The following is a 26235-nucleotide window of genomic DNA, read 5'->3' on the forward strand; positions in this document are numbered from 1 at the left end:
GGAGCTCCAGATTTGGCCTTTTGAGTCTGGAATAATTAGGGTCGACCAGTCATTGACTCATAGGATGATTGGTTTCCCCGGAGGAGGCGGACTGTGAGTCTGCGTACGGCGCAGCGGGCTTCGCTCGTCGACCAGGTCATCGATCAGCTCAAAGAGCAGATCACGTCAGGGTCGTGGCCGATGAACGGCAAGATTCCCACCGAGACGGTGCTCGCTGAGCAACTCGGAGTGGGACGTAACACCGTTCGTGAGGCCGTACGCGCGCTCACGCACGCCGGGCTGCTCGAGTGTCGCCAAGGCGACGGCACCTACGTCCGGGCGACCAGCGAGCTGTCCGGCGCGATGCTGCGGCGGCTGCGCCAGGCGGAGCAGCTGGAGATCCTCGAAGTGCGTCGCGCGCTCGAAGTCGAGTCCGCGCGCCTGGCCGCCACCAGGCGCACGGACGACGACATCAAGCGCATCGAGGCGGCGCTGGCCGAGCGCGATCGGGCCTGGGAGCTGGACGACCCCGACTTCTTCGTCGAGGCCGACCTGGCCTTCCACATGGCCGTCACGCACGCCACGCACAACCTCGTGCTGATCGACCTGTTCGAGGACTTCTCGGCCGCGCTGCGGGCCAGCATCACGGCGGCAGGTACGTCGCTCAACAGCAGCTACATCCCGCACGACGCCATCGCCAGGGCCATCGCGGCCGGCGACGCGGCGGCGGCGGAGCGGGCCGGGCACGCCTGCATGGAACACATCCTCATCGCCCTCACCGAGGCCTGATCCCCCGGCCCCCTGTCCTCAAGGACCGGGGGCCGCGGCGTCACCACACCGAGATCCAGCGAGGGGGTGCGTGGTGCGCAGGCAGGAGGACCCCGACCTCGGCGTGCTCTCCGGCCGGACCCTGTTCAGTCTGCAGCGTGAGCTGTTCGCCAAGCTCGCCGAGCAGGGGCATCCCGACGTCCGGCCGCGTCACGGCGCCGTGCTGGCCTACCTCGACGAAGAGGGCAGCAGGGCCACCGACCTGGCCGCCTGGTCGGGCCGGCACAAACAGGTGATCGGCACGCTGGTGGACGAGCTGGTCGAGCTCGGCTACGTGGAACGGCGGCCCGCCCCAGGCGATCGGCGGGCCAAGCTGATCGTGCCCACCGCCAAGGGGCGCGATCACATCGCCAAGTCGGACGCCATCCTCGCCAAGCTGGAGTCCGGGCATGCCCGGGTCGTGGGCGAGGAGGCGTACGCCGAGTTCAAGCGGGTGTTCCGGCTGGTCGCCGAACTCCAGACAGGCGAACGCGCACCGAACGGCGAACCCGCCGAACGGTAAGCACACCGCCCGCCACAATCCCCGTCGCGCGTCCTCAGGACTGGCGCAGTGACATGACCAGGTAGCGGAAGGCGGGCTCCGCGTCGCCCGGCACGTCCTGGATGAGGGCCGGCCTGGTGGGCGACTCCAGGTTGATCCTGGCCAGCTCGCTCTCGATCCCCGTCAGCCCGTCGAGCAGGAACTGCGACTGGAAGGCGATCTGGATGTCGTCGCCGCGCAGCTCGCACGGCACCACCTCGGCGCCGCGCCCGATGTCGCCGCCGCCGGCCTGGATCAGCACCTGGCCCTGGCTGAACGACAGCCGGATCGCGGTGTTGCGCTCGGCCACCAGCGCCACCCGCTTGATCGCCCCCACGAACGGCGCCACCGCCACGTCGGCCCTGATGGACCAGTCGGAGATCAGCCTGGCCCGGTAGTCGATGAACTGCTCGTCGAGCAGCCGCACGGTCGTGCTGCGCCCCACGCTCTCGAACCCGGCCACCCCGTCGCCCATCGCGACCGAGACCTCGCCGCCCCGCAGCGACTTGGCCACCTCGACGAGCACGCGGGCGGGCACCATGGCGGAGACGGCGACGTCGGGCCCGGCCGGACGCCAGGCGAAATCGCGGGCCGCGATGCGGTAGCGGTCGGTGGCCGCCATCGCCACCGCCTCGCCCTCGATGTCGATCCTGATGCCGGTGAGCATGGGCAGCGTGTCGTCGCGGCTGGCCGCGGGCGCCACCTGGCCGACGGCGGAGGCGAACACACCGCCGCCGATCGCGCCGATGCTCGGCGGCATGGCGGGCAGCGTCGGGAAGTCTTCAACCGGCATCGTGATCAGCCCGAACTCGGCGCTGCCGCAGGTCAGGACCGCTTCCTGGCCGTCTGTGGTGATCTCGACGTCTTCGGCGGGCAGGCTGCGGCTGATCTCGGCCAGCAGGCGGCCGGGGATCAGCACGCGACCCTCCTCGGCCACGTCGGCCTCGATCGTGGCCCGCGCGGAGACGTCGTAGTCGAACGCGGACAGCGTCAGGTCCTCGCCCGCCTCAAGCAACAGCCCGGACAGGACGGGCACCACGGGGCGGCTGGGCAGGACTCGGGCAGCCCATGCCACCGCATCTGCCAGAACATCGCGGTTAACCCGGATTTTCACCTGATACCACCTCTTCGTCGCACCGTGCCTCTATGAAAATAGCCGGTGCCACCGACAACTCCGTGCGGTTCGCCCCAGGTCGAGCCCGGGTGTTCAGCGGCTGTTGAGGTAGGCGAGCACGGCGAGGACACGGCGGTTGTCGTCGTCGGAAGGGGCCAGGCCGAGCTTGGCGAAGATGGAGGCCGTGTGCTTGGCCACGGCGCTCTCGCTCAGGTAGAGGCGCTGGGTGATGGCGGCGTTGGAGCGGCCCTCTGCCATGGCCTCCAGCACCTCGCGCTCGCGCGGCGTGAGCGCGGCCAGCGGCTCGTTCCTGGCGTTCCTGGCCAGCAGCTTGGCGATCACCTCGGGGTCCATGGCCGTGCCGCCCGCGGCGACCCTGCGTACGGCGTCGATGAACTGCTCGGCGTTGAAGACGCGGTCCTTGAGCAGGTAGCCGATCGCGCCCGAGCCGTCGGCCAGCAGCTCGCGGGCGTAGAGCTGCTCGACGTGCTGGGACAGCACGAGGACGGGCAGCCCCGGAAGCTGCTGCCTGGCCGCGAGCGCGGCCTGCAGCCCCTCGTCGGTGAAGGTGGGCGGCAGCCGCACGTCCACGATCGAGACGTCGGGACGCAGCTCGAGCAGCCCCTTCAGCAGCTCGGGCCCGCTCTCCACGGCGGCGACGACGGTGAAGCCGTGGGCCTGGAGCAGGTGGACCAGGCCGTCTCTGAGCAGGTAGAGGTCTTCGGCGATCAGTACGCGATTCATCGGCACCAGGGCTTCAACGGGGATGCTTCTTCCATGAACCGCTCCCGGTCGTGCGTGGCGGGGATGCGGATGGCCATGACGTGCATGAGGAGGCCGATCAGGGTCATGGCGATGATAACCGGCCACTGCCACGGCTCGGGCAGGTGCAGGGCCAGGAACCAGGCCTTCTCGTCGATCCCGAACGCCTTGAAGACGCCGGCCACGATGCCCTGCGGGAACGTGGGGCACCAGGCGGTGGCCCAGAGGACGACGAGCGTGATCGTCTTCCAGCGCGGCAGCCCGAGCAGGTTGCCCGCCCAGTGGCCGGGCAGCACGCTGGGCAGCTGCATGGTCACGGTCGTGGGCCCGCCGGGCGGGCTGTTCAGGGCGAGGACGCCGTCGAAGGCGGCCAGCCGCCGTTCGATGCCGGACAGGCCGCTGCCCTTGGCCGGGTCGGCGCCGCCGAGGCCGTCGTCGGTGACCGTGACGCGCAGGTCGGGGCCGTTGCCGCTGATGTCCACGGACGCCGTGCGCGCGTCGCCGTGCCGGGCGGCGTTCGACAGCAGCTCGCTGACCGCGAAGTAGACGGCCGCCTCCACCGGCGCCTCCGGCCGGTGCTCCAGCTCCACGTCCACGGTGACCTGCATGACGCTGTCCATGGCCAGGGCCCGGATGGCGTCGGCCAGCCCGCGCTCGGCCAGCACGGGAGGATGGATGCCGCGGATGACCCGGCGCAGCTCCGCGAGCGTCTCGGAGGAGGCGTCCCGCGCCTTGGCCAGCAGCGCCTTGGCCGCCTTCGGGTCGTCGTCGACGAGCTGCTCGACCGCGCCGAGCGTCATGCCGATCGCGACGAGCCTGGCCTGCGTGCCGTCGTGCAGGTCGCGCTCGATCCTGCGCATCTCGGCGGCCTGCGAGTCGGCGGCCAGGTTGCGGGTGCGCTGCAGGTGGCTCACCTGCCCGGCCAGGCGGCTGGCGGCGGTGGGGGCGAGCAGCAGTTCGCTCCACAGGCCGTACACGCGCAGGCCGCGTTCGGTGAGCAGCACGAACAGCGGCACGAGCGCGATCTTCACCGGCGGGTCGAGCAGCAGCCAGAGCTCGTCGCGCCAGGTCGCGGGATCGCTGACCAGCCACTTCCACCGGTTGTTCCACGCGGGCACGCGGGGCGTCTTGTAGAGCATGCGCTCCGAGCGGTACATGCCGTCCGGCTGCGGGACCGGCGGGGCGGGCGCCGGCAGGTAGGGCGACGGGATGTCGATTCCCGTCCATTGCCGGACGAGCCGCCGGTTGAGCTCCGCCAGCCGCCGCACCATGATCGCCTGCGGCGGGAACAGGAACACCATGCCGAGGGCGAAGGACAGCAGCAGCATGACCACGGCCGCGAGCAGCACGGGCACCTGCACCAGCGTGAACGCGAGCAACGTCGCGGTGCGACCGAGCCTTCGAAGCATGGCACCAGTCTGCGCCACCGGCAGTTCGCCGTCACTGCACCTAAGTACACCCTTGCCCGGCATCCACCCAGATTCCCCGGTGAACACCGCTTTTCTAGCGTCAGTGGCATGAAAATCATCGAAGTCGAGAACCTGCGCAAGCAGTACCCGAAGCACCTCGCGGTCGACGACGTGTCGTTCGAGGTGGCCGAGGGTGAGATCTTCGGCATTCTCGGCCCGAACGGCGCCGGCAAGACCACCACCGTGGAGTGCGTGGCCGGCGTGCGGCCCCATGACGGCGGCACCGTACGGGTGGCCGGCCTGGACCCGCGTACGCAACGCGCCGAGCTGCGTCACGTGCTGGGCATGCAGCTGCAGAGCGCGGCGCTGCCGGAGAAGATCAAGGTGTGGGAGGCCCTGGACCTGTACGCCTCCTTCTACCCCGATCCCGCGGACTGGCGCGCCCTCCTGACCAGGGTCGGCCTGGACGCCAAGCGCGACACCACGTTCAGAAAGCTTTCCGGCGGGCAGCGGCAACGCCTGTCTGTCGCGCTCGCGCTGGTGGGACGGCCGCGCGTGGCCGTGCTCGACGAGCTGACGACCGGGCTCGACCCCCAGGCGCGCCGGGACACATGGGAGCTGATCGCGCAGATTCGCGAGTCGGGCGTCACCATCGTGCTCGTCACCCACTTCATGGAGGAGGCCGAGCGTCTCTGCGACCGGGTCGCGCTCATCGACGCGGGCAAGGTGGTCGCCACCGACACGCCCGCGGGGCTCATCGCGCAGGTGGGCGGCGATCAGCGGGTGCGGTTCAGGCCGTCGGCGCCCGTGGACGACGCCGTGCTGCTGGCCCTTCCCGAGGTCCGTGAGGTCACCAGGAGCGGCGAGCAGATCGTGGTCAGCGGCTCGGGCAACCTCGCTCCCGCCGTCACCCTGGCCCTGGCCCACCACCAGGTCGTCCCCGGTGACCTGCGCATCGAGCAGGCCAACCTGGACGACGCGTTCCTCTCGCTCACCGGAAGGAAGCTGTCATGAAGCTGCTCCTCGTCGAGACCAAGCTGCACCTGCGGGAGTGGCCGTTCCTGATGTTCACCGTCGCGCTGCCGCTGCTGCTGCTGATCGTGCTGGGGACGAGCATCCCGCACTTCACCGAGGTCGGGGAGGGCGGGGAACGGTTCGTGGACACGCAGATGCCGACCATGATGACGCTGCTCTCGCTGCTGACGCTGGCCTGCAACGTCCTGCCCGCGGTGATGGCCACCTACCGTGACCAGGGCGTGCTCAGGAGAATGTCCACCACTCCCGTGCATCCCGGGCGGCTGCTGGGGGTGCAGTTGCTCATCAACCTGGCGGTCGCTGTCGTGAGCGTCGTCCTGCTGATGGTGGCCGGCTCGCTGATCTTCGGCTCGTCCGCGCCGCGGCTGTGGGTCTGGTTCGTCCCGGTCTTCCTGCTCGGCACCGCGGCGTTGATGGCCATGGGGCTGGTGATCGCCGCCGTGGCGCCGAACGGCAAGGTCGCGCCGGGGATCGGGTCGGCGGTGCTGTTCCCGCTGCTGTTCCTGGCCGGGATGTGGGTGCCGCGCGACGTCATGCCCGACGCGCTGCGGGTGATCAGCGACTATTCGGTGGCGGGGCCGTTCGCCCAGGCGCTGAAGGACACGTGGGCGGGGCAGCCGCCGCAGCTCATGCACGTGGTCGTGGTCGCGGCAGGGCTGGCCGTGTTCGGCGGCCTGGCAGTGCGGCTGTTCCGGTGGGAGTGATCCACGCTTTCGTCACGGTCTGCCTATCGTCTGCCCGCCGCCGCAGGGGCGCGGCGGGCAGCGACGTGTCAGCGCCCGGCCCACACCGGGCGCGCCCCTGTGACGTTGGTCATGAGGGAGTACAGCGAGGACGCGGCCGTGATGAACATGCGGTTGCGCTTGAGCCCGCCGAACACCAGGTTGGCGGTGAACTCGGGCAGCCGCAGCCGGCCGATCAGGGTGCCGTCGGGGTCGTAGCAGAGCACCGCCTTGCCGGCCGCGGCCCAGACCCGACCGGTGTCGTCGAGCCGCAGGCCGTCGAAGTTGTCGCCCTCGACGCCCTCGGCGAACACCTTGCCGCCGCCCAGCGTGCCGTCGTCGCCCACCTCGAACACCCGCAGGTGCCTGGCTCTGGTGTCGGCGACGTAGAGCCGCCGCTCGTCCAGCGAGAAGGCCAGGCCGTTGGGCCGGACGAAGTCGTCGGCCACGATGCGCACCTCGCCGGTCGCCGGGTCGACCCGGTAGACGTGGCAGCCGTCGATCTCCTGCTCGGCGGCGACGCCCTCGTAGTTGCTGATGATCCCGTACGGCGGGTCGGTGAACCAGATGGAGCCGTCGGAGCGGACCACCACGTCGTTGGGGCTGTTGAGCCGCCTGCCCTGCCAGCGGTCGGCGATGACCGTGATGGAGCCGTCGTGCTCGGTGCGGGTGACGCGCCGGTTGCCCTGCTCGCAGGAGATCATCCGGCCTTCGCGGTCGAGCGTGTTGCCGTTGGTGTAGCCGGACGGCTGCCGGAACGGGCCCACGGCGCCGGTCATCTCGTCCCAGCGCAGCATCCGCTCGTTGGGGATGTCGCTCCAGACCAGGAAGCGGCCGGCCGGGAAGTAGACCGGGCCCTCCGCCCAGCGGGTGCCGGTGTGGAGGATCTCGATCTTGTCGTCTCCGCCGATGCCGGCGAATCGCTCGTCCAGCACCTCGAACTCAGTGGGGATCGTGTCCGTCATACCGAACACCATACGACGTTCGGCTTCGCCGGTGAATCTCCGGATAGCATCCTGTTGTGGATGACATCGACAGAATGTTGATCGGCCTGTTGCAGGAGGACGCGACGCGCTCGTACGCGATGCTCGGCAAGGCGGTGGGGCTGTCCAGCGGCGCGGCGCACGAACGGGTGCGCAAGCTACGCGAGCGCGGCGTGATCAGGCGGATGACAATCGAGGTGGACCAGGCGGCGCTCGGGCGCACGGTGACGTCCTATGTGATGGTGGACGGCGGGTCGTGGATGGGCGACAGCGCGGCGGAGCTGGCGGCGATCCCGGAGATCGAGGAGGCGCACGTCATCGCGGGTCCCGCGTCGGTGCTGCTGAAGATCCGCACACCCGGCACCCGCGAGCTGCAGGACGTGCTGCGCCGGGTCTTCCAGGTGGACGGCGTGACCGGGACGCGGACGATCGTCGTCCTGGAGACGTTCTTCGAACGCACCCTCAAGTAACCTTCAGGTATGACTGCTACGACGAAGGTGGCCTGGAACGCCAAGGAGCTGACGGTCGGGCAGCTCGCCGAGCGCAGCGGCGTCGCCGTCTCCGCCCTGCACTTCTACGAGGCCAAGGGGCTGCTCTCCAGCCGGCGCACGGCCGGCAACCAGCGCCGCTACTCCCGCGACAGCCTGCGCAGGGTCGCCTTCATCAGGCTCGCCCAGCGCATCGGCATCCCCCTGAAGGTCATCAAGGACGCCCTCGCCGAGCTGCCCGACGAACGCACCCCGACCCGCGCCGACTGGGCCAGGCTGTCGGCGGCCTGGCGGAGCGAGCTGGACGACCGGATCGAGCAGCTGCAGCGGCTGCGCGACGACCTCACCGACTGCATCGGCTGCGGCTGCCTGTCGCTGGACCTGTGCCCGGTGGCCAACCCGCACGACCGGCTGGGCGACGAGGGGCCGGGCGCGCGGCGGCTCGACACCCGGATCTGCCCGCCGCAGTACTGCTCAGCCCCGCCCGCGTAACCCGGGTTTCACGCCTTCGCGGGAGGAACGATGAGCGTGGCCCGGTGGGCGTGGTGCAAGACGTGGTTGGAGACGCTGCCGAGCAGCACAGAACGCACTCCGGCCAGCCCGCGCGACCCCGTGACCACCAGCGAGGCGTCCACCTCGTCGGCCACGTCCACGATCGTCTTCCAGATCGACTCGTTGTCGGCCACCGCCCGGTAGGTGACGTCGCTCAGCCCCGCCGCGATGGCCAGCTCGGCTCCCTCCTTGGCGTGCTGCTCGGCCTGGGCCTGCGCCTCCTGCTCGGTGTCCGGGTCGATCGCGCCGGTGGCGGCCAGCGGGTACTTCTTCAGCTGGACGAGCAGCGGCTCCCACACGGTCAGGACGAGTGTGGGCTCGGCGGCGAGATGCTTGGCGGCGAACTCGATGGCGGCGCGCGCGTCGGCCGAGCCGTCGTAGGCGACGAGGATGGTCATGGTTTTTCCCTTCGCTTCACTCCCTCGCTAGAGCACCGAAGCGATCAGATGCCATACCTGAGATCAATGTCTGCTTTGTCACACCGTACGGTGCTAGCGGGCGGGCACCTCGACGGGACGTCCCGCCACGAGGGCGGCGACCGCGCAGGCCGTACGGACGAAAGCGGCGACGGCCGGGGAGCGCGACTCCTGCGGCCAGGCCAGCGCGAACTCCAGCGGCGGCAGATCGCTCACGCTCCGGTAGGCGACCCCGGGACGGGGATGCAGGCGAGCGATCGACTCGGGGACGAACCACACGATGTCCCCCAGCTCGATCAGGTTGAAGATCTGAGCCAGGTCCAGGCTGCGCGCTTGGCCGCTCCTGGGCGGCGCGGACTCCTCGTGGTCGGCGGGAGCTCCGTCAGGCAGGACCCGGCCCGCGAGGTCGGCCACGCGCAGGCTGGTGTGCGCGGCCAGCGGGTCGTTCGCCGCGACGGCGAGCAGGCGTGACTCCGTCAGCAGCGGCTCGACGTCGAGGTCGCGCTCGTCGAACGGCCGGACCAGCAGCGCGAGGTCCGCGCGGCCGTCGCGCAGCGCCGGCTCCTGCTCGGCCCGCCCGCCGAGCACGAGCCGCACCGGAAGGGCGGCCGGCTCCTGCTGGTACGCGGCCATGATCTGCGGCAGCAGCCCGCCGTCGTAGTCGGCCTTCAGCGCCAGCCGCAGCGCGGGCTCAGGGCGCCCCGCGTTCCTGGCCCGCCGGGCCGCCGCCGCGACCGCGTCGAGCGCCGTCCTGGCGTCGCGCAGCAGGGTCTCGCCGGCCGGCGTGAGGGTGACCCGGCGTGTCGTCCGCTCCATCAGCGTGACGCCGAGCTGCCGTTCCAGCTCGCGGATCGCCCGTGAGAGCGGGGGCTGCGCCATGCCCAGCCGCTCCGCCGCCCGCCCGAAGTGGAGCTCTTCTGCGACGGCCACGAAATAGCGGAGCTGCCTGACCTCCAGATCACTCATACCTGCACAGTATCAATGGCGTCCGAATCGGTCCTTCAGGTCCGCCGCCGCCGCGGGTTCACTGAAGAGCGTCATCGGCGGGGCACTCCCCCGCTCACCTGCACCGTCACAGAGGTGAATCATGATCGTCGTCACCGCTCCCACCGGCCGGATCGGCCGGCTGACCCTTGAGCGCCTCCTGGCCGCCGACGCGTCCGTCCGCGTGATCGTCCGCGACCCCGCCCGCCTGCCCGCCGCCACCCGTGAGCGGGTCGAGGTGGTCCAAGGCTCGCACGGCGACCCCGAGGTGGTGAACGAGGCTTTCGCCGGGGCGGACGCCCTCTTCTGGCTGGTCCCGGCAGACCCGCGCAGCCCCAGCGTCGAAGAGGCGTTCGTAGGCTTCAGCCGTCCCGCGAGCCAGGCCGTCAAGGACCAGGGCGTCAAGCGGGTCGTCAACGTCTCGGCGCTCGGCCGGGGCACGCCCGTGGCGGACACGGCCGGGTTCGTCACCGCCTCGCTCGCCGTGGACGACCTCTTCGCGAGCACGGGTGTCAGCCTTCGAGCGCTGGCCATGCCCTCGTTCATGGAGAACCTGCTGCGCCAGACCGAGCTGATCAGGACCGAGGGCCGCTTCACCATGCCGGCCTCCGGCAGCGTCAAGTCGCCCACCTGCGCCGTCGCGGACATCGCCGCCGTCGCCGCCGGCCTCCTGCTGGACGACACCTGGACCGGCGTCGGAGAGGTCCCCGTGCTGGGGCCGGAAGACCTCTCCTTCGACGAGATGGCCCAGATCATGTCCGACGAGCTCCAGCGGCCTGTCCGCTTCCAGCAGGTCTCCCCCGCCGACGTCAAGGACCGGATGATGGAGGTCGGCATGTCGGAGCCGATGGCTCAGGCGTACATGGACATGGCCGTGGCCAAGGACTCCGGGCTCGACAACGGCGTGACCCGCACCCCTGAGGGCAGCACGCCCACCAGTTTCCGTCAGTGGTGCCGGGACGTGCTCAAGCCCGCCGTCCTCGGCTGAGCCCTCACGGCCACGTCATGTTGATCGACCGCTCGAAGTTGACGTATCCGGCACGCAGGAAGGCGTTCGCCATGGGGACGTTGCCCACGTCCGTGGCCGCCCGGATGCGCGGGACGTCCTTGGCGGCCAGGATGCGGGTGCCTTCTGCGAGGATGTCGTCGATGTACCCGTTGCCCCGGTGCTTGGGCAGCACGCCGATGTAGCCGATGATGGGGTTGTAGTCGTTGCGGGCCGGCGTGACGAACCCCACCGGCTCGCCGTCCGGCAACGTCGCGACCCGCCACCAGTCCTGCGGGGTCCGGTAGCGGGCGAGCTCCTCCTCGTAGTGGGCGACGGCCGCCTCACGGGCGGACATCCTGCTCAGCTCGTCCCTGCTGTGCGCGTCGAGCGTCCCGTCCAGCACCGAAATCATCAGGGAGATCATCTCCTCGGTGTCGCGGACCGGCCGGAACGCCAGCCGCCCGCTCTGCTCTGGCACGGGGGTGCCGGGACGCCACTCCAGGCGCAGCCGTTCGACGAGCAGGGCGGCGCCCAGCTGTTCCAGCGTGGTCATCCGGTCCTCGACGACGCGCCTGGCCGCCGGGGTCTCGCGCCAGTCGGGCGGCACCATGCGGATGTACTCGGGCGGCCGGGCGCCCTGCGGGAAGACCTCGGCCATGGCGGTACGCAGCAGCCGCGCGCCGACGTCTATGCCGTCCCCGTCGCTGTCGTCCAGGTCGAAGACGTCGAGGAGGAACGGCTCGGTGTCGCCGGTCGGGCACCACCAGGCGGCTCTGGCCACCAGCCGGTCGCCGCGCAGCGCCACCCACATCCATTCGGGCAGCCGACGGCCGGCGGTGAGGTCGTCCGCCAGCTCGTCGTCGAGGACGTACGGGAGGCGGGAGAAGAGGTCGAGTTCTTCGCGCCCGGTGATCGGGCGCATGGTCAGGTCATGCGGTTCTACGGTCAAGGCACGCTCCGGTGAAGGCGCCCGTCCGCTCCGGGGGTCAGACTCGGTCCGCGCCCCGGGAGGGTACAAGCGCATTGATCTGGGACATCATCGGCTTATCCCTCCTTTCGCTGTCGTGGCCCCCGCGGTCCTGCCGCCGGGTTTCCAGCCGCAAGATCTATCCGATCACCCATCCCCACCGCAAACCCTTTTCCGGGGAGGGGACTCACGCGGGCGAGGTGCGTCCAGGCATCAGGGGAAACCTCGCGTTCGAGATCCATCCGGCGGCGAGGCCCCCGAGCAACGCGAATCCGTGCAGATCCCGCAGCGCCATCAGCACGACCGCCGCCGCGCCGAACACCGCCACCGGCAACCACCCCGGCAGGCGTTCGCGATGGTTGACCAGCTGCGACGCGGCGACGACCAGGACGACCGTGACGACCCAGCCCCACGTGTCACCGGACGCGGCCGGCAGCCAGGCGCCGGAGACGACCGCGTAGAACGCGCCGAGCGCCCGTTCGAACCGGCCGGACGCCAGCACGAGCCCGCCCGCCAGCCCGCACAGGGCGACGGAGTTCCCCGCGCCCGGCTGGTCCAGCAGGAACCCGGCGGCCTCACCCACCACCGCCCCGCTCAGATAGAGCACCGCCCAGCGAGCGGGCCCGAGCGCCCGCTCGGCCACGTACCCGAGCACGGCGAGAAGGCCCAGGTTGAACAGCGTGCCGAGCACGCCGCCGTCCTGCACGACCAGCGCCGTCCCCAGCCGCCACCACTCGCCGCCGGCGATGGCCGCCGGATCCCGCATGAGCGCCGGCTCCAGCCCCGGAATCACGAACTGCAGCAGACTCGGTACGGCGGTGACCACGAAAACGGCAGCCGTCAGGAAAGGCTTGACCACCGCACAAGCCTCGCACACCCTCCACAACCGACTCCGCCGGGCTGACACCTACGGCTTGGCCGACGAGATCACCGGTGGTCCGGCGCCCCTGCGTAGTCGGGCAGCTCGACGCCGTTGATCGCCCGCCCGATCAGTTCGGCGAACCATTCGCCGGCGAAATCGGGGCTCGGCTCGGCGTCCTGCCCCGTGATCCCGAGGCTGCGTACGTGCAACCGGCCCATCTCCTGGTTGGCCTCCACATACGAGCGCATCCGAGCCTCGTAGCCGGCGAACCCGGCCTCAGGGTCCCACCCGGCGGCGGCCAGCTCTCCGGCCAGCAGGTAGGCGCCGACCAGGGCCAGCCCGGTGCCCGCCCCGGACATCGGCGAAGCGCTGAACGCCGCGTCCCCGAGCAGCCCCACCCGTCCGCTCGACCAGCGGTCCATCACCACCTGAGCGACCTGGTCCAGATAGAAGTCCGGGGTGTCGTCCACGTGCGCGAGGATGCGCCGGGTCAACCAGCCGAAACCGTCCATCCGCTCGCGCAGCAGGCGCTTGTGCGCCGCGACGTCGCGGTGATCGACGTCGAAGCCGGCCGCGGGGAAGGAGAACATGGCCATCGCCCGGGTGGGGTCCGGGACGGGCCGCAGACCGGCGGACCGTCCGGCCTCCTGATGATCGATCATCCAGCGGTCCACTCCGAACTCGTTGGGCACGCTGAAGAAGGCCAGAACGAGCCCGAGATGGCGGACGAAGTGCTCGCGCGGCCCGAAGACCATCTCTCGCAACTGCGAGTGCAGCCCGTCGGCCCCGACCACCAGGTCGAAACGCCGCCGGTCGCCGCCGGCGAAGACCACGTCGACCCCGTCCGCGTCCTGGCCGAGCTTGGCGATCCGGTCACCGAAGACGTACTCGACACCGTCCCGGGTGTCGTCGTAGAGCACCCGGGACAGGTCCCCGCGCAGGATCTCGATGTCCGCGATGAACCCGTCGCCGCCGTGGTCGTCCGCGCGGTGGGTCTCCAGCACGTTCCCGTCCGCGTCCACGATGTACGCGCCGGCGGTGTCGGTGCGGGCCGCGCGCACCGCCGCGTCCAGCCCCATGCGCTCGATGACCTCCTTGGCGACCCCGCGCGCGTCCACCGCCTGCCCACCGGGACGCAGCTCAGGAGCCCGCTCCACCACGGTCACCTCGGCCCCCCTCCGGCGCAGCCAGTGGGCCAGCGCCGGCCCCGCGATGCTCGCCCCCGCCACCAGCACCCTGGGACCCTTCACCCGCTTCCCCTGCTCGCCGGTCCGGCTGTCGTGCTCCCGCTTGGAGTCGTCGACGCTCACCACTGCCTCCACGTGCTTCCGCCTGCGCAGGGACGTTCCCCGCACAGGCCCACCGCTGTCGGTGTGTCCAGCCGTACAGACCTCGGATCCGCCCAAAAGTCATCGTCAGGTTGCCGGCGCGTCCTCGATGATCCACTGGATTCCATGCGGGATGAGAAAGTCGAGGAAGGCGGTCGGATGGTAGGCCTGGGCGGGTGCGAGTACTCCCGGCTTGGCAGGATCGGCGATGAGACGGCGGGCGCTTTCGACGGCGATCACCGCGGTCGTGCCATAGGTGTCGGGACCCTGGACGATGCCGCGGGCGCGGCGGCCGTCGGCACTGGTGGCGTCGAGCACATAGGTGAAGTGCTGGGTGCGGCGGCTGTCCTCATCGGGTCCCTCCGGCAGGCTTTCGATGATCTCCGGTGTGAGCGGGGTGTTCAGCCGGTCACCCAACGCCGCCTCGGTCAGGCCCTCGACATGCCGGACGCGGACGTGACGGGGAATGGTCACCACCTCCGGCACCGGGAAGGCCATGACCGGGGTCGCCTCCGATTGTCCGGGCAGCCTGATCGCGGTGTGGCGGGCGGGCATGCCGGGGCGCCAGTCGCCGTCGTCGTAGGTCATGCCTCCCGCCTTGACGGCGTCGATCGTTTCGACCAGCGAGCGCAGCGAGCCGCGCGACATGCCGCCGCCCCCGACGATCACGTGGGTGGTGATGATCTCTTCGACCGGTTCAAGGCGGTCGGCCAGGATATGGGCCACGAGGTCTACCGGGACGCAGCCGTCGGTGGCGGCGGGTACGACGGTGACCCCGGCGTTCTCCGCCTCCGTGGTGAAGGTGTCGAAGACCTTCTTGACGTAGAGCTGCTCGCCTGAGGTGTCGACGTAGTGACAGCCGGCGGCGATCGCGGCGCGGACCACGGCCTCACCTGACGAGGTGAACGGTCCGGCGCAGTTGATGACGCCGTCGCAGCCGCGGAACGCACTCACAAGCGCCTCATCGTCGCCGGTGTCGGCCACGCGCCGTTCCGCGTCGGGGAGACCGATGACGGAGGCGGCCTCCTCCAGGCGCGCGAGATCACGTCCGGCCAGAACCATCTCGATGTCGCGTCGCGCCAGTTCGGCGAGTACGAGCTTTCCCTGGTATCCACTCGCGCCATAAACGGCGATCTTCATGTCGTCTCCTCACGATGGAGCCGCGCGGTAGCTCGGCCCATAAGCACAGTAAGGCGCTGACACAAGACGATTGAATGCATGATCCGCTCGAATATTTGCGTTATCGTCTTCACCGAGATCGTCTTTGGTTACACTGGCTGCGTGGATGTTCTGTCTGATGTGGTGAGTGCGGCGCGTACCGGTCGACCCCACTCGGGCCGGGTGACCAAGTCCGCTCCCTTCGCCGAGCGGTTTGCGCCGGTGCCGTCCGCCGGGTTCCACATCGTTCTCCAGGGAACGTGCTGGCTTCTCCCGTCGCAGGGTGAGCCGATCGCGCTCGGGCCGGGCGACGTGGCGTTCCTGCCGCGCGGATCCGCACACGGCCTGGCCGACGAACCGTCCACGCCGGTAAGCGAGCCGCCCGCAACGCTCACCGGAGTCCATGGCGACCGCGACGACCGGCCGCCGACGGTGGTCATGCTCTGCGGCGCCTACCTCCTGGACGGATCCGCGCCGCATCCGCTCCTGAACGACCTGCCCGAGGTCATCCACCTACCGACGCGGGTAGGGCGGCACAGGGAACTCCGCGCCGCGGTCGAACTCCTCGGCGTGGAACTGGACAACGATGCCCGCCCAGGCTCCGACACCGTCCTGCTCACCCTGCTGGATCTTCTCCTGCTCTACATCCTGCGCGCGTGGTTCGAAGAACAGCGCGTCTCCGGCCACTCCGCCACCGGCTGGGCCGCGGCCCTGCACGACCCCGCCGTCGCCGCCGCCCTCCGCGCCATCCACGGAGACCCCAGCCGGCAATGGACCGTCGAGGAGCTGGGCGCGCAGGCACGTCTGTCCCGCGCCGCCTTCGCCCGGCGGTTCACCCAGTTGGTCGGCCAGCCACCGCTCACCTACCTGACATGGTGGCGGATGACCACCGCGGCCCGGCTCCTGCGCACCTCCGACGCCCCCGTCAACACGATCGCCCAACAGGTCGGCTACAGCTCGCAGTACACCTTCACCCATGCCTTCAAACGCCAGTACGGGTCACCGCCCGGCAGTTACCGGCACCACGCCGGCTGAAGCGTAAGGATCTTCCTACGCGTGCGGTCACGCGCGAACCCGCAGCTGTCACCCGATCGAGTCAGCAAGCCGACCTGCCTCAGTGCTGCGCCATGTCCACGAAGCGGCTGTAGTGACCCTGGAAGGCGACTGTCACGGTGGCGGTGGGGCCGTTACGATGCTTGGCCACGATCAGGTCGGCCTCACCGGCCCGGGGCGACTCACGCTCGTAGGCGTCCTCCCGGTGCAACAGGATGACCATGTCGGCGTCCTGCTCGATGGATCCACTTTCGCGCAGGTCGGAGACCTGGGGGCGTTTGTCGGTGCGTTGTTCGGGGCCTCGGTTGAGCTGGGAGATCGCGATGACGGGGACCTCCAGCTCCTTGGCCAGCAGCTTGATGGCACGGGAGATCTCCGAGACCTCGTTCTGGCGGCTCTCCGTCTTCTTCGGTGAGCTCATCAGCTGGAGGTAGTCGATGACCACGAACCTCAGCTCGTTGCGTTGCTTGAGGCGGCGGCACTTGGCCCGGATCTCCATCATCGACATGTTGGGCGAGTCGTCGATGAACAGCGGCGCCTCGGCCACCTCGCTCATCCGGCGGGCCAGGCGGGTCCAGTCGTCGTCGCTCATCGTGCCCGAGCGCATGTTCTGCAGCGAGACGCGGGCCTCGGCCGACAGCAGACGCATGGTGATCTCGTTGCGGGACATCTCCAGGGAGAAGATGACCGTGGTCATTCCGTACTTGATCGCGGCGGAACGGGCGAAGTCGAGGCCGAGCGTGCTGTTGTGGGTGGGGACGCAGGCGCGGGAGGCGAGGTAGAGGTGATCGGCGTTGTCGACCTCCACGCAGCGGACCGGGCGCGAGGGGATCGGCCGTACGGCCACGATGTGGCGGACGCGGGTGGCCGCGGGGGCTGCGGTGGCCTGCGTGGCGGCCTTTCTGGGGAGCCGGAAGACCTGGCCGGGCGCGGTGAAGTCGATCAGATGGCAGGCGGGGGTCTCGGGCGTCGGGTCGGTGTTCGGCCCGGTCATCGGCCCGGTCATCGGCCTTGTCATTGGCTCGGTGCGGAGTGTCGCGGTGTGGCCGAGGCTGTGGATGAGCTCCAGCGTGTCGTACGCGAGGCGCCGGTTCGTCAGGGCGAGTTGGATGTGCCCGTCTGCGTCGATGTGTCCGGTGGTGTCGAGCAGGCCGGCCAGCAGGTCACGCCGTTGCTGCTCCGAGGCGCGAAGGTAGGCGGCGGGGATGTGCTTGTCATGGAAAATGCCCAGTTCAAGGAGGATGTCGGGGACGTCGCCCCTGGAGGATGACCGGGGTGGCTGCTCCCCCACTGCTGGCTGCTCCCCCGCCGTTGGCTGTTCGGCCGGTGGCTGGGTGGCCGGTTCTGGGAGGGACAGGTCGTAGGTGAGGGCGGTGTCGGCTTCGGTGACGTGCAGGCCCTCGGACTCCAGGTTGGCGATGATCTCGGGGTCGGCGGTGCTGATGCGGGCCGTCGCGGTGTGGCCGTCACCCAGCCAGACCCCCAGCGCGTACGGCGGCAGCGACACGGCCTGGGGTGTGAGCTGGAACGGCGCCGCCACGGGCACCGAGTAATTCGGCCGGCCGGTAGACGGGTCGAGGAGTGAGGCGGCGATCTCTTCCGTAGTGAGTACTGCTTGCCGCTCGGCCACCGTCGTGGTGTACGCAGGAAGAGCGCTGGAGACGGTGGTCGTGGCCGCCGCCAAAAAGGCACTGGACACGACAGGAGTGGCCGTCGTCAAGAGGGTGCTGGACGGTGCGGTGACTGTTGCGAGCTGGGGGTGGAGTGGGCTGGAAGCGGTAGCCGGTTCCGGTCGGGCTGAGGGCCTGGGGGTGTGGATGGTTGTGCGCCACTGGTGGTGGGCGTCGGCGACGATCACGGCGCCGTCGTCGAACTCCACCTCGTAACACGGCCGCCCCCGCAGCACCTCCGTCGCCGCGACCACCCTGGTCGGGCGGCCGTCAGCGTCCAGGAGCAGGTCGCCCACTTGAACTTCGGCCATCGTCGTCCAGCCGGTCGGCGTCGGCAGGGGGGTGTCGAGGGACAGGGCCTTGCCGATGGCGGGGCGGGCGGCGACGACGATCATCTGGCCGGGGTGCAGGCCGTTGGTGAGCTGGTCGAGGTCGGCGAAGCCGGTCGGGACGCCCACCATCTGGCCGCTGCGGCTGCCGATGGCCTCCAGCTCGTCGAGGGCGCCGGGCATGATGTCGGCCAGGGGCGCGTAGTCCTCGGAGGTGCGCCGCTCGGTGACCTTGTAGACCTCCGCCTGGGCGCGGTCGACGAGGTCGTCGACCTCTTCGTTCTGGCCGCCGTAGCCGAAGGAGACGATGCGGGTGCCGGCCTCGATGAGGCGGCGCAGGATGGCCTGCTCGCGGACGATCTTGGCGTAGTAGCCGGCGTTGGCGGCCGTGGGGACGACCGCCGTGAGGGTGTGGAGGTAGGCGGCGCCGCCCACCCGGGCCATCTCGCCGCGTTTCTGCAGCTCGTCGAAGACCGTGACGGCGTCGGCCGGCTCGCCGCGGCCGTAGAGGTCGGTGATGACCTCGTAGACCATCTGGTGGGCCGGGCGGTAGAAGTCGTCGGCGCGCAGGATCTCGACGACGTCGGCGATGGCGTCCTTCGACAGCAGCATGCCGCCGAGGACCGACTGCTCCGCGTCGATGTTGTGAGGCGGTGTGCGCTCGAAACCTGGGCCTCCGCCGGCCTCTTCCTCGTCAATGCTCACCGCGCCCCCTCAGACACTTGCAGGCGGTCGCACCACCCCCATATGTAGTCGACCGGTGTGACAGTTTCTCGGAGTCGCGGGCAGACGGCAACGTGGCCTGTGGACAACCCTGTGGTCAAGCTGTGCACTATCCCGCTGAAGGTGTGAACGACCTGTGGACGGCCCTGGGGATAACTCTTTCGGATATCCACAGAACCCCGGGTGAGCAGGGCGAACAGTGTCCACCCGCTGTGGACTAAAGAAAGTTGGCCCGACACGCCGAGTAAGGTCCATACTGGACGAATGCCCATTACCTCCAGAGATCGGGAGATTCTGCGGCTCGCCGTGCCCGCGTTCGGGGCCCTGGTGGCCGAGCCGTTGTTCCTGCTCGCCGACTACGCCATCGTGGGACACGGCCTGGGCACCACGGCGGTGGGCGCCCTAGGGGTGGCGGGCACGGTCCTGACGACGCTGATCAACCTGTGCGTCTTCCTCGCCTACGGCACCACGGCCTCCGTGGCCCGCCAGTCGGGCGCGGGCAACCACGCGCGGGCCATGCGCAGCGGTGTGGACGGCATCTGGCTGGCACTGGCGATCGGGGCCGGGCTGATCCTGGTGTGCTGGCCGCTGGCGCCGGCGATCGTGGAGCTGATCGGCGCGACGGGCACACAGGCCGCGCAGGCGGTGACGTACCTGCGGATCAGCCTGATCGGCGCGCCCGGCATGCTCGTCGTGCTGGCCGGCACCGGCGTGCTGCGCGGGCTGCAGGACACGGTGACGCCGCTGGTGGTGGCCGTGGGGTCGTTCGCGTTGAACGCGGGGCTGAACGCCTGGTTCGTGCTGGGGCTCGGCTGGGGCATCGCCGGGTCGGCGTGGGGCACGGTGATCGCCCAGGTGGCGGGGGCGGCCGTCTATCTGGTCGTGGTGGCTCGGGGGGCGATCCGGCTGGGTACGTCGCTGGCGCCCAGCATGGACGGGATCAGGCAGGCGGGCACGGCCGGGGTCGCGCTGCTGATCCGTACCCTGTGCCTGCGGATCGTGCTGATCGTGGCCACCGTGATCGCGACCAGGATGGGCGAGGCCGAGCTGGCCGCGTACGCGCTGGCCACGCAGGTGTGGACGCTGCTCGCCTTCGCGCTGGACGCCATCGCCATCGCGGGGCAGGCCATCACCGGGCGTTCCCTCGGCGCCGGAGATGTGCCCGCCACCAGGGCCGCGACCAGGCGGATGACCCAGTGGGGCCTCTGGTCGGGCGTGGTGCTCGGGCTGCTCGTCGTGGCCGCCAGGCCGGTGCTGCCCGGCCTGTTCGACGCCGATCCGCGGGTGGCCGAGCTGCTGCTGGCGCTGATGTGGCCGGTGGCGTTGTTCCAGCCGTTGTGCGGGGTGGTGTTCGTGCTCGACGGGGTGTTGATCGGGGCGGGCGATCAGCGGTACCTGGCGTGGGCTGGGGTGTGGACGACGGTAGCGTACCTGCCGGCGGCGCTGCTCGCGTGGGGGTTCGGGGTGGTCGCGCTGTGGTGTGCGCTGGGGGTGTGGATGGTGGCTCGGTGGATCACTCTGACCCGGCGGGCGGCCGGCACCGCCTGGCTGGTGACCGGCGCATAGACCTGTCAACGACATCCGCCTGACCGCCGCCGCTCCCCGCGCTCGGACCGCGCCTCCGCGCCCCCGCGCGCCCGAACGCCCGAGCGCGACGCCGCACGGTAGCCCTGGTTGGAGTGCCAACGTGATGGTTTCGTGCTTGCTGTTGTCCGAGGGGTGAGACATTGTGGGCGAGTTCCCTGAGCGGGGTGTTCCTTGTCCACGATCCTGCGGCGCTTACCGCCTTCCGAGGCGACCGGCCTGCGTACCGGCGCCCGGCACAGCCTGGCTGAGCTCTACCGCCCGGCCGACCTGGTGGTGCTCGGACTCGGTGTGATGATCGGCGCCGGCATCTTCAGCATCGCCGGCCGCCAGGCCGCCACCACGGCGGGGCCCGGCGTGATCCTGTCGTTCATGATCGCGGGGATCGCCTGCCTGCTCGCGTGCCTGTGCTACGCCGAGCTCTCCTCCACGATGCCGACCTCGGGCAGCGCGTACACGTTCACGTACGTCATCTTCGGCGAGGTCTGGGCGTGGATCATCGGCTGGGCGCTGATCCTGGAACTGCAGCTGGCCGCGGCGGTGGTGGCCAGGGCCTGGGGCGAGATCGCCGTCGGCGCGGTGGCGAACTTCGGCGTGCGCGTCCCCGCCTCCGGCATCGTGCAGGACCTGCTGGTGTTCGTGATCCTGGTGCTGCTCACCGGCATCGTGGCGCTGGGCGCGCGGATCGGGCTGCGGGCGCTGTGGATCATGGTATCGGCCAAGTTGCTGGCCATCGGCGCGGTCATCGTCGTCGGGGTCATGCACATCGACGTGGCCAACTACGGCGAGTTCTACGTCCCGCCCAAGACGCTGGAGGTCGCGCCGGCGACCATACTGGAGATCTTCTACGGCGAGAGCCAGGCGTTCGGCTGGTTCGGCATCTTCGCGGCGGCCTCGGCGATCGCGTTCGCCTACATCGGCTTCGATATCGTGGCCACCTCCGCCGAGGAGACCGTGAACGCGCGCAGAGCCGTGCCCAAGGGCATGATCCGCAGCCTGGTGATCGCCACCGTCATCTACATCGCGGTGGCGCTGGTCATGGTGGGTCTGGCCCCGTACACGCGGATCTCCGAGGACGCGCCGCTGGCGAGCGCGTTCAGGGCCGTGGGTGTGGATTGGATGGTGCACGTCATCGACGTGGGCGCGGTGCTCGGGCTGACCACCGTGATCCTCGTGCTGATCGTGGGGCAGACGCGGGTGCTGTTCTCGATGGCCCGCGACGGGCTGATCCCGAGCGGCCTGGCCACGGTCAGCCGCCGCTATCACACGCCTTCGCGAGTGACTCTGGTGATCGGGTTGGTGGCGATCGTGCTGGCCGAGTTCGTGCCGGTGCTCACGATGCAGGAGCTCGTGGTGCTCGGGACGCTGTTCGCGTTCGCGTTCGTGGCGGCCGGGGTGATCGTGATGCGGCGGCGCATGCCGCACCTGGAGCGGGGTTTCCGGGTGCCGCTCTCGCCGCTGCTGCCGGCGCTGTCGCTGCTGGCCACGCTCTGGCTCATGGTCAACCTGCGCGTCCTGACCTGGGCCTGGTTCGTCCTGTGGATGGCCTTCGGCCTGCTCGTCTATCTCGTGTACGGCCGCCGCCACAGCCTCCTGGCCCGCCCGAACCCGCCCCCGCGGCCGGTGCACGGCCGGCACAGGCGCTGAAACACGGCCGCTAGAACCGGCCCGACTCCAGCACGCTGCGCAGGAACTCCTGGGTACGCGGCTGCTCAGGCGCGGTGAAGATCTGCTCGGGAGGGCCCTTCTCCAGCAGCACGCCCCCGTCGAGGAAGCACACCGTGTCCGAGATATCCCGACAAAAGCCCATTTCGTGGGTCGTGAGGATCATCGTCATCCCCGACTCCTTGAGCTCCCTGATGATCCCCAGCACCTCGACGACCAGGGCCGGATCGAGCGCCGAGGTGACCTCGTCCAGCAGCATCAGCCTGGGCTGGGTGGCCAGCGCCCTGATGATGGCCGCCCGCTGCTGCTGGCCGCCCGAGAGCTGGTCGGGGTAGGCCCGCGCCTTCTCCGCCAGCCCGAACCTGGCCAGCAGGTCGTACGCCTGCTCCTCGGCCCGCGCCCGCTCCACCCGGTGCACCTGGCGGGGCGCCAGCGTGATGTTGTCGAGCACGGTCATGTGCGGGAACAGGTTGAACGCCTGGAACACGATGCCGAGCCGCTTGCGCACCTGGTCCACGTTCGCCCGCGGGTCGGTGATCTCCTCCCCGTCGAGGTAGATGCTGCCGTCGTCCACGGTCTCCAGCAGGTTGATACAGCGCAGGAGCGTGGACTTGCCCGAGCCGGAGGCCCCGATGAGGCTGACCACCTCGTGCGGGGCCACCTCCAGGTCGATGCCGCGCAGCACGTGGTGACCCTGGAAGTTCTTCCACACCCCTTCGATCGTCAGCAGGCTCATGCCGCCTCCCCTGCGGGGCTGTGGGTGGTCGTCGGCTCGCTCATGCTCCGCGCCTCCTGCGCGTCCGGGCGGCCAGGTGGTCGGTGAACCTGGCCATGGGGATGGTGAGCAGGATGAACAGCAGCGCGGCGACCAGATAAGGCGTGTAGTTGAACGTGCTGGACGCGTGGATCTGCGCCTGCCGCAGGGCTTCCAGCGGCCCGATCGTGGCCACCAGGGCGGTGTCCTTCTGGAGCGAGACGAAGTCGTTCAGCAGCGGTGGCACGACCCGGCGGGTGGCCTGCGGCAGCACCACGAACCGCATCGTCTTGACGTGGCTCAGCCCGAGCGAGCGGGCCGCCGCAACCTGGCTGGGATGCACGGACTCGATGCCGGAGCGGAAGACCTCGGCCACGTAGCCGCCGTAGGAGAGGGTCAGCGCGATGATCCCCAGCGTCGCCAGATCCGTGGGGATGCCCTGCAGCCTGAGCGCCGGCAGCCCGAACCCGATGAGGTAGATCACCAGGATCGTCGGCACGCCGCGGAACACGTCGGTGTAGAGGGTGGCCAGGGCCCTGATCGGGAAGAAGGCGGGCGTCCTGACGCCTCTGGCCAGCGCCACCAGCAGACCCACGATGAGGATCAGCGGCTCGGCGATGAGGAAGATCTTGATGTTGAGCAGGAAGCCTTCGAGCACGTCGGGCAGCGCCTCGGCGAACTGCCCGCCGTCGAAGAACGTCGCCCGCACCCGGGGCCAGCCCGGCGAGCGGGAGACCAGCCAGACGAGCAGGACGATGAAGACGATCGTCGAGGCCGTCGCGATCGAGGCCGAGCGCCGCGCGTACGACCTGCGGACCTGCTCCCGCTTGACCTGGCGCTCGGACTTGACCCACTCGCTCATCGCAGTTCGGGGGCGCCCGCCGCCGAGCCGAGCCACGCCTGCTCGATCTTGGCCAGCTCGCCCTTCGTCTTCAGGGCGTCCACGGCCTTGTCCACGCACGGCTTGAGCGCGCTGCCCTTCTCCATGACCAGCCCGAACTCCTCGGGCGTGCCGCCCGTCGAGCTGAACTGGCCGACGATCTTCGACTTCTCCACCTGGGCCGCCGTCACGTAGAACGCCGTCGGCAGGTCCACGACGAGCGCGTCGACCTGCTTGTTCTTCAGCGCGTTCACCGCGTCGATCTGCTCGTTGTAGACGTTGGGGTCGGCTGAGGGCTGGATGACGTTCTTGACCGCTTCGAGGGAGGTCGTCCCGACCTGTACGCCGATCTTCGCGTCCTTGAGCTCGGCCAGGCTCTTCGCGCCGGCGTACTTCCCGCCCTCGACCGCCACGATGGCCTGCTTGACGGTGTAATAACCCTTGCTGAAGTCGACCGCCTTGGCCCGGTCAGGGGTGATCGAGACCTGGTTGACGTCGAAGTCGAACTGCTTCTCCCCCGGCGCGAACGCGGTGTCGAACTTCACCGTGTTCCACTGCACCTCGGTGCGGTCGAAGCCGAGCTCCCCCGCCACGGCGAACGCCACCGCGCTCTCGAACCCCTGCCCGTTGGCAGGGTCGTCGTCCTTGAACCAGGGCTCGTAGGCGGGCTTGTCGGTGCCGATCGTCAGCTTGCCCGGCGTGACCAGGGCGAGCTGTTCCTTGGTGCAGGCGGTGGAGGTGGTGGGGGCGGCCGTGGTCGCCGTGTCGTCGACCGGTGCGCAACCGACGAGCGCCACGGCCAGCGCGAGCAGCATGAGGGGACGGCCCATGGCCAAGCCTCCAGGGGGGAACGTGCCAGAACGAGGGCATTCTACGCCGATCAACTAGGGATTAGAGTCCCGGGGGCCCAGCTGACCACGGTAATCGGCCCACCTGGGCTCGCGTCACGGCGGCCCGCCGGTGAAGGGTCAGAGGCCGTTTCCTGGAGGGCCCTCGGCCGAAGTGCGGCGGGTGGTTCGCGGTGGCCTGCCGTAAAGGAAGAGAGCCTGAAAAAAAGAAAAGACCCCCGCAAGCGAGGGCCTTCTCAAAAACAGTCGTCAGCCTGCGACGACCTCGACGTCGACCGAAGCCGACACCTCGGGGTGCAGCTTGACGGTGACCTTGTGGGAGCCGACGCTCTTGATCGGGTTCACGATCTCGATGCGGCGGCGGTCGAGGATCGGGCCGCCGGCGGCCTTGACGGCCTCGGCGATGTCGCCCGTGGTGATCGAGCCGAACAGGCGGCCGGAGTCGCCCGCGCGGGTGGCCAGGCGGACGCGCAGCGCGCCGATCTGGCCGGCGACCTCCTTGGCGGTGCCGAGGTCGCGGATCTCGCGAGCGTCGCGAGCCTTGCGGATGGTCTCGATCTGCTTCTCGGCGCCGCGCGTCCAGCGCATGGCGTAGCCGCGCGGGATGAGGTAGTTACGGCCGTAGCCGTCCTTGACCTCGACGATGTCGCCCGGGGTGCCGAGGCCGGAGACCTCGTTGGTGAGGATGAGCTTCATTTCGACAGGCCTCCTTAGCGCGCGGTGCTCGTGTAAGGCAGCAGAGCCACCTCACGGGCGTTCTTGATCGCGGTCGCCACGTCACGCTGGTGCTGGGTGCAGTTGCCCGTCACCCGGCGCGCACGGATCTTGCCGCGGTCGGAGATGAACTTCCGCAGCAGCGCCGTGTCCTTGTAGTCGACGTAGGAGATCTTGTCGTGGCAGAACAGGCAAACCTTCTTCTTGGGCTTGCGCAGTGCCGGCTTGGCCATCGTGGTGCTCCTTTCAGAGCCCCGCCGTCAGAGCGGGAATGGACTCGGGCTTGTGGACTGGGATTTAGAAAGGCGGTTCGTCGCTGAAGTCGTTGCCGCCGCCGCCGAAGCCGCCGCTCTGCTGACCACCGCCACCGCCGCCGAACCCGCCGCCTCCGCCACCCTGGAAGCCGCCGCCCTGAGGCGGGGCGGGGGTGGCCGAGGCCCACGGGTCGTCGGCGGGACCGCCGCCGAAGCCGCCGCCGCCGCCCCCACCCTGACGGGAGGTGCGGTTGACCTTGGCGGTGGCGTTGCGCAGAGACGGGCCGACCTCGTCGACCTCGACCTCGTAGACCGTGCGCTTCTCGCCTTCCTTGGTCTCGTAAGACCGCTGCTTGAGCCGCCCCTGCACGATGACCCGCATGCCGCGCTGGAGGCTCTCGGCGGCGTTCTCCGCCGCCTGCCGCCAGACGTTGCAGGTCAGGAAGAGACTCTCGCCGTCTTTCCACTCGTTGGTCTGTCGATCCATGAACCGCGGAGTGGACGCGATGCGGAATCGAGCCACCGCTTGCCCCGTCGGGGTGAAGCGCAGCTCCGGGTCGTCGACCAGGTTGCCGACGATGGTGATTACGGTGTCGCCTGCTGCCATGGCTAGCGCTCGCCTTCCTGCACGCCTTCGCTTGGATTACGGCTCAGAGTACGGGGCTC

Annotated in this window: 27 protein-coding genes; 10 read left to right on the forward strand and 17 right to left on the reverse strand. The window is 69.8% G+C overall.

All coding sequences use genetic code 11. The annotated features are described in order from the left end of the window. Positions 1-93 precede the first annotated feature (93 nt). Together AB0C28_RS02105 and AB0C28_RS02110 are read left to right on the forward strand one after the other, a co-directional pair. Positions 94-768, forward strand: coding sequence for a FadR/GntR family transcriptional regulator (locus AB0C28_RS02105; protein ID WP_357839809.1), 675 nt, complete (start codon positions 94-96; stop codon positions 766-768). A gap of 73 nt (positions 769-841) precedes the next feature. After that, positions 842-1309, forward strand: coding sequence for a MarR family transcriptional regulator (locus tag AB0C28_RS02110; protein ID WP_358072773.1), 468 nt, complete (start codon positions 842-844; stop codon positions 1307-1309). A gap of 34 nt (positions 1310-1343) precedes the next feature. Here AB0C28_RS02110 and dnaN read toward each other — a convergent pair whose 3' ends face one another. The 3 genes from dnaN to AB0C28_RS02125 all read right to left on the reverse strand — a co-directional run bounded on the left by dnaN (position 1344) and on the right by AB0C28_RS02125 (position 4612). Beyond that, a complete protein-coding gene (dnaN, locus tag AB0C28_RS02115) occupies positions 1344-2441 on the reverse strand; it encodes a DNA polymerase III subunit beta (protein WP_357839803.1) in 1098 nt (365 codons plus the stop codon). Between the two features lie 93 nt (positions 2442-2534). Beyond that, positions 2535-3185 carry a response regulator transcription factor gene (locus tag AB0C28_RS02120; protein WP_357839800.1) on the reverse strand — a complete coding sequence of 217 codons (651 nt, stop codon included), beginning with the start codon at positions 3183-3185 and terminating at the stop codon, positions 2535-2537. Next, entirely contained in the window at positions 3182-4612 is a 1431-nt protein-coding gene (locus tag AB0C28_RS02125; RefSeq protein WP_357839797.1) for a histidine kinase, read from the reverse strand. Before AB0C28_RS02125 ends, AB0C28_RS02120 begins: the two co-directional genes overlap by 4 nt. A gap of 108 nt (positions 4613-4720) precedes the next feature. Between AB0C28_RS02125 and AB0C28_RS02130 the strand changes: the two genes are divergently transcribed. Together AB0C28_RS02130 and AB0C28_RS02135 are read left to right on the forward strand one after the other, a co-directional pair. Further along, positions 4721-5626: an ABC transporter ATP-binding protein gene (locus AB0C28_RS02130; RefSeq protein ID WP_357839794.1), complete on the forward strand. Its 906-nt coding sequence runs from the start codon at positions 4721-4723 to the stop codon at positions 5624-5626. Continuing rightward, entirely contained in the window at positions 5623-6351 is a 729-nt protein-coding gene (locus tag AB0C28_RS02135; RefSeq protein WP_357839791.1) for an ABC transporter permease, read from the forward strand. The genes AB0C28_RS02130 and AB0C28_RS02135 overlap by 4 nt, the downstream gene beginning before the upstream one ends. A gap of 68 nt (positions 6352-6419) precedes the next feature. Here AB0C28_RS02135 and AB0C28_RS02140 read toward each other — a convergent pair whose 3' ends face one another. After that, complete coding sequence (locus AB0C28_RS02140; RefSeq protein ID WP_357839788.1) at positions 6420-7334, reverse strand: SMP-30/gluconolactonase/LRE family protein; 915 nt, start codon at positions 7332-7334, stop codon at positions 6420-6422. A gap of 56 nt (positions 7335-7390) precedes the next feature. Here AB0C28_RS02140 and AB0C28_RS02145 point away from each other — a divergent pair, with 56 nt between their 5' ends. Continuing rightward, the gene (locus AB0C28_RS02145) at positions 7391-7822 is read left to right on the forward strand and encodes an Lrp/AsnC family transcriptional regulator (RefSeq protein WP_358072775.1); all 432 of its coding nucleotides are present in this window, start codon (positions 7391-7393) and stop codon (positions 7820-7822) included. Between the two features lie 9 nt (positions 7823-7831). Continuing rightward, positions 7832-8332, forward strand: a complete 501-nt coding sequence (gene soxR / locus AB0C28_RS02150) for a redox-sensitive transcriptional activator SoxR (protein WP_358072777.1) — start codon at positions 7832-7834, stop codon at positions 8330-8332. Between the two features lie 8 nt (positions 8333-8340). On the opposite strand, the gene AB0C28_RS02155 is transcribed toward soxR, so the two are convergent. Both AB0C28_RS02155 and AB0C28_RS02160 read right to left on the reverse strand, forming a co-directional pair. Beyond that, positions 8341-8790 carry a universal stress protein gene (locus AB0C28_RS02155; RefSeq protein ID WP_358072779.1) on the reverse strand — a complete coding sequence of 150 codons (450 nt, stop codon included), beginning with the start codon at positions 8788-8790 and terminating at the stop codon, positions 8341-8343. A gap of 93 nt (positions 8791-8883) precedes the next feature. Then, positions 8884-9774 (reverse strand): LysR family transcriptional regulator, encoded by an 891-nt coding sequence (locus AB0C28_RS02160; protein ID WP_358072781.1) that lies wholly within the window; start codon positions 9772-9774, stop codon positions 8884-8886. A 121-nt stretch (positions 9775-9895) separates the two neighbouring features. Here AB0C28_RS02160 and AB0C28_RS02165 point away from each other — a divergent pair, with 121 nt between their 5' ends. Further along, a complete protein-coding gene (locus AB0C28_RS02165) occupies positions 9896-10780 on the forward strand; it encodes an NAD(P)H-binding protein (protein ID WP_357839773.1) in 885 nt (294 codons plus the stop codon). A 4-nt stretch (positions 10781-10784) separates the two neighbouring features. On the opposite strand, the gene AB0C28_RS02170 is transcribed toward AB0C28_RS02165, so the two are convergent. The 4 genes from AB0C28_RS02170 to AB0C28_RS02185 all read right to left on the reverse strand — a co-directional run bounded on the left by AB0C28_RS02170 (position 10785) and on the right by AB0C28_RS02185 (position 15077). Further along, on the reverse strand, positions 10785-11729 hold the full coding sequence (locus AB0C28_RS02170; protein ID WP_358072783.1) for a GNAT family N-acetyltransferase: 945 nt from the start codon (positions 11727-11729) through the stop codon (positions 10785-10787). 205 nt (positions 11730-11934) lie between these two features. Next, positions 11935-12606 (reverse strand): rhomboid family intramembrane serine protease, encoded by a 672-nt coding sequence (locus tag AB0C28_RS02175; protein ID WP_358072785.1) that lies wholly within the window; start codon positions 12604-12606, stop codon positions 11935-11937. 68 nt (positions 12607-12674) lie between these two features. Next, positions 12675-13919 carry an FAD-dependent monooxygenase gene (locus AB0C28_RS02180; RefSeq protein WP_357839765.1) on the reverse strand — a complete coding sequence of 415 codons (1245 nt, stop codon included), beginning with the start codon at positions 13917-13919 and terminating at the stop codon, positions 12675-12677. A gap of 105 nt (positions 13920-14024) precedes the next feature. Further along, entirely contained in the window at positions 14025-15077 is a 1053-nt protein-coding gene (locus tag AB0C28_RS02185; protein ID WP_357839762.1) for a saccharopine dehydrogenase NADP-binding domain-containing protein, read from the reverse strand. A gap of 78 nt (positions 15078-15155) precedes the next feature. Between AB0C28_RS02185 and AB0C28_RS02190 the strand changes: the two genes are divergently transcribed. Beyond that, a complete protein-coding gene (locus AB0C28_RS02190) occupies positions 15156-16130 on the forward strand; it encodes an AraC family transcriptional regulator (protein WP_358072787.1) in 975 nt (324 codons plus the stop codon). A gap of 79 nt (positions 16131-16209) precedes the next feature. Here AB0C28_RS02190 and dnaB read toward each other — a convergent pair whose 3' ends face one another. Further along, positions 16210-18852 carry a replicative DNA helicase gene (gene dnaB / locus AB0C28_RS02195; RefSeq protein ID WP_358072788.1) on the reverse strand — a complete coding sequence of 881 codons (2643 nt, stop codon included), beginning with the start codon at positions 18850-18852 and terminating at the stop codon, positions 16210-16212. Between the two features lie 282 nt (positions 18853-19134). On the opposite strand from dnaB, the gene AB0C28_RS02200 reads away from it, so the two are divergent. Both AB0C28_RS02200 and AB0C28_RS02205 read left to right on the forward strand, forming a co-directional pair. Further along, complete coding sequence (locus tag AB0C28_RS02200; RefSeq protein WP_358072790.1) at positions 19135-20436, forward strand: MATE family efflux transporter; 1302 nt, start codon at positions 19135-19137, stop codon at positions 20434-20436. A 192-nt stretch (positions 20437-20628) separates the two neighbouring features. Beyond that, positions 20629-22101, forward strand: a complete 1473-nt coding sequence (locus AB0C28_RS02205) for an amino acid permease (protein ID WP_358072792.1) — start codon at positions 20629-20631, stop codon at positions 22099-22101. Positions 22102-22111: 10 nt separating this feature from the next. Here AB0C28_RS02205 and AB0C28_RS02210 read toward each other — a convergent pair whose 3' ends face one another. The 6 genes from AB0C28_RS02210 to AB0C28_RS02235 form a co-directional block, all read right to left on the reverse strand. Continuing rightward, positions 22112-22855 (reverse strand): amino acid ABC transporter ATP-binding protein, encoded by a 744-nt coding sequence (locus AB0C28_RS02210; protein ID WP_357839747.1) that lies wholly within the window; start codon positions 22853-22855, stop codon positions 22112-22114. 40 nt (positions 22856-22895) lie between these two features. Further along, complete coding sequence (locus tag AB0C28_RS02215) at positions 22896-23735, reverse strand: amino acid ABC transporter permease (protein ID WP_346101727.1); 840 nt, start codon at positions 23733-23735, stop codon at positions 22896-22898. Continuing rightward, positions 23732-24583, reverse strand: coding sequence for an ABC transporter substrate-binding protein (locus AB0C28_RS02220; protein ID WP_358072794.1), 852 nt, complete (start codon positions 24581-24583; stop codon positions 23732-23734). Before AB0C28_RS02220 ends, AB0C28_RS02215 begins: the two co-directional genes overlap by 4 nt. 267 nt (positions 24584-24850) lie before the next feature. Next, positions 24851-25297: a 50S ribosomal protein L9 gene (gene rplI / locus AB0C28_RS02225; protein WP_357839739.1), complete on the reverse strand. Its 447-nt coding sequence runs from the start codon at positions 25295-25297 to the stop codon at positions 24851-24853. A 14-nt stretch (positions 25298-25311) separates the two neighbouring features. After that, positions 25312-25548, reverse strand: coding sequence for a 30S ribosomal protein S18 (gene rpsR, locus AB0C28_RS02230; protein WP_020543048.1), 237 nt, complete (start codon positions 25546-25548; stop codon positions 25312-25314). A 64-nt stretch (positions 25549-25612) separates the two neighbouring features. Next, positions 25613-26176, reverse strand: a complete 564-nt coding sequence (locus AB0C28_RS02235; protein WP_346101734.1) for a single-stranded DNA-binding protein — start codon at positions 26174-26176, stop codon at positions 25613-25615. Between the last annotated feature and the right edge of the window lie 59 nt (positions 26177-26235).

It is taken from the genome of Nonomuraea sp. NPDC048892 (assembly GCF_040649735.1).
GTDB lineage: Bacteria > Actinomycetota > Actinomycetes > Streptosporangiales > Streptosporangiaceae > Nonomuraea > Nonomuraea maheshkhaliensis.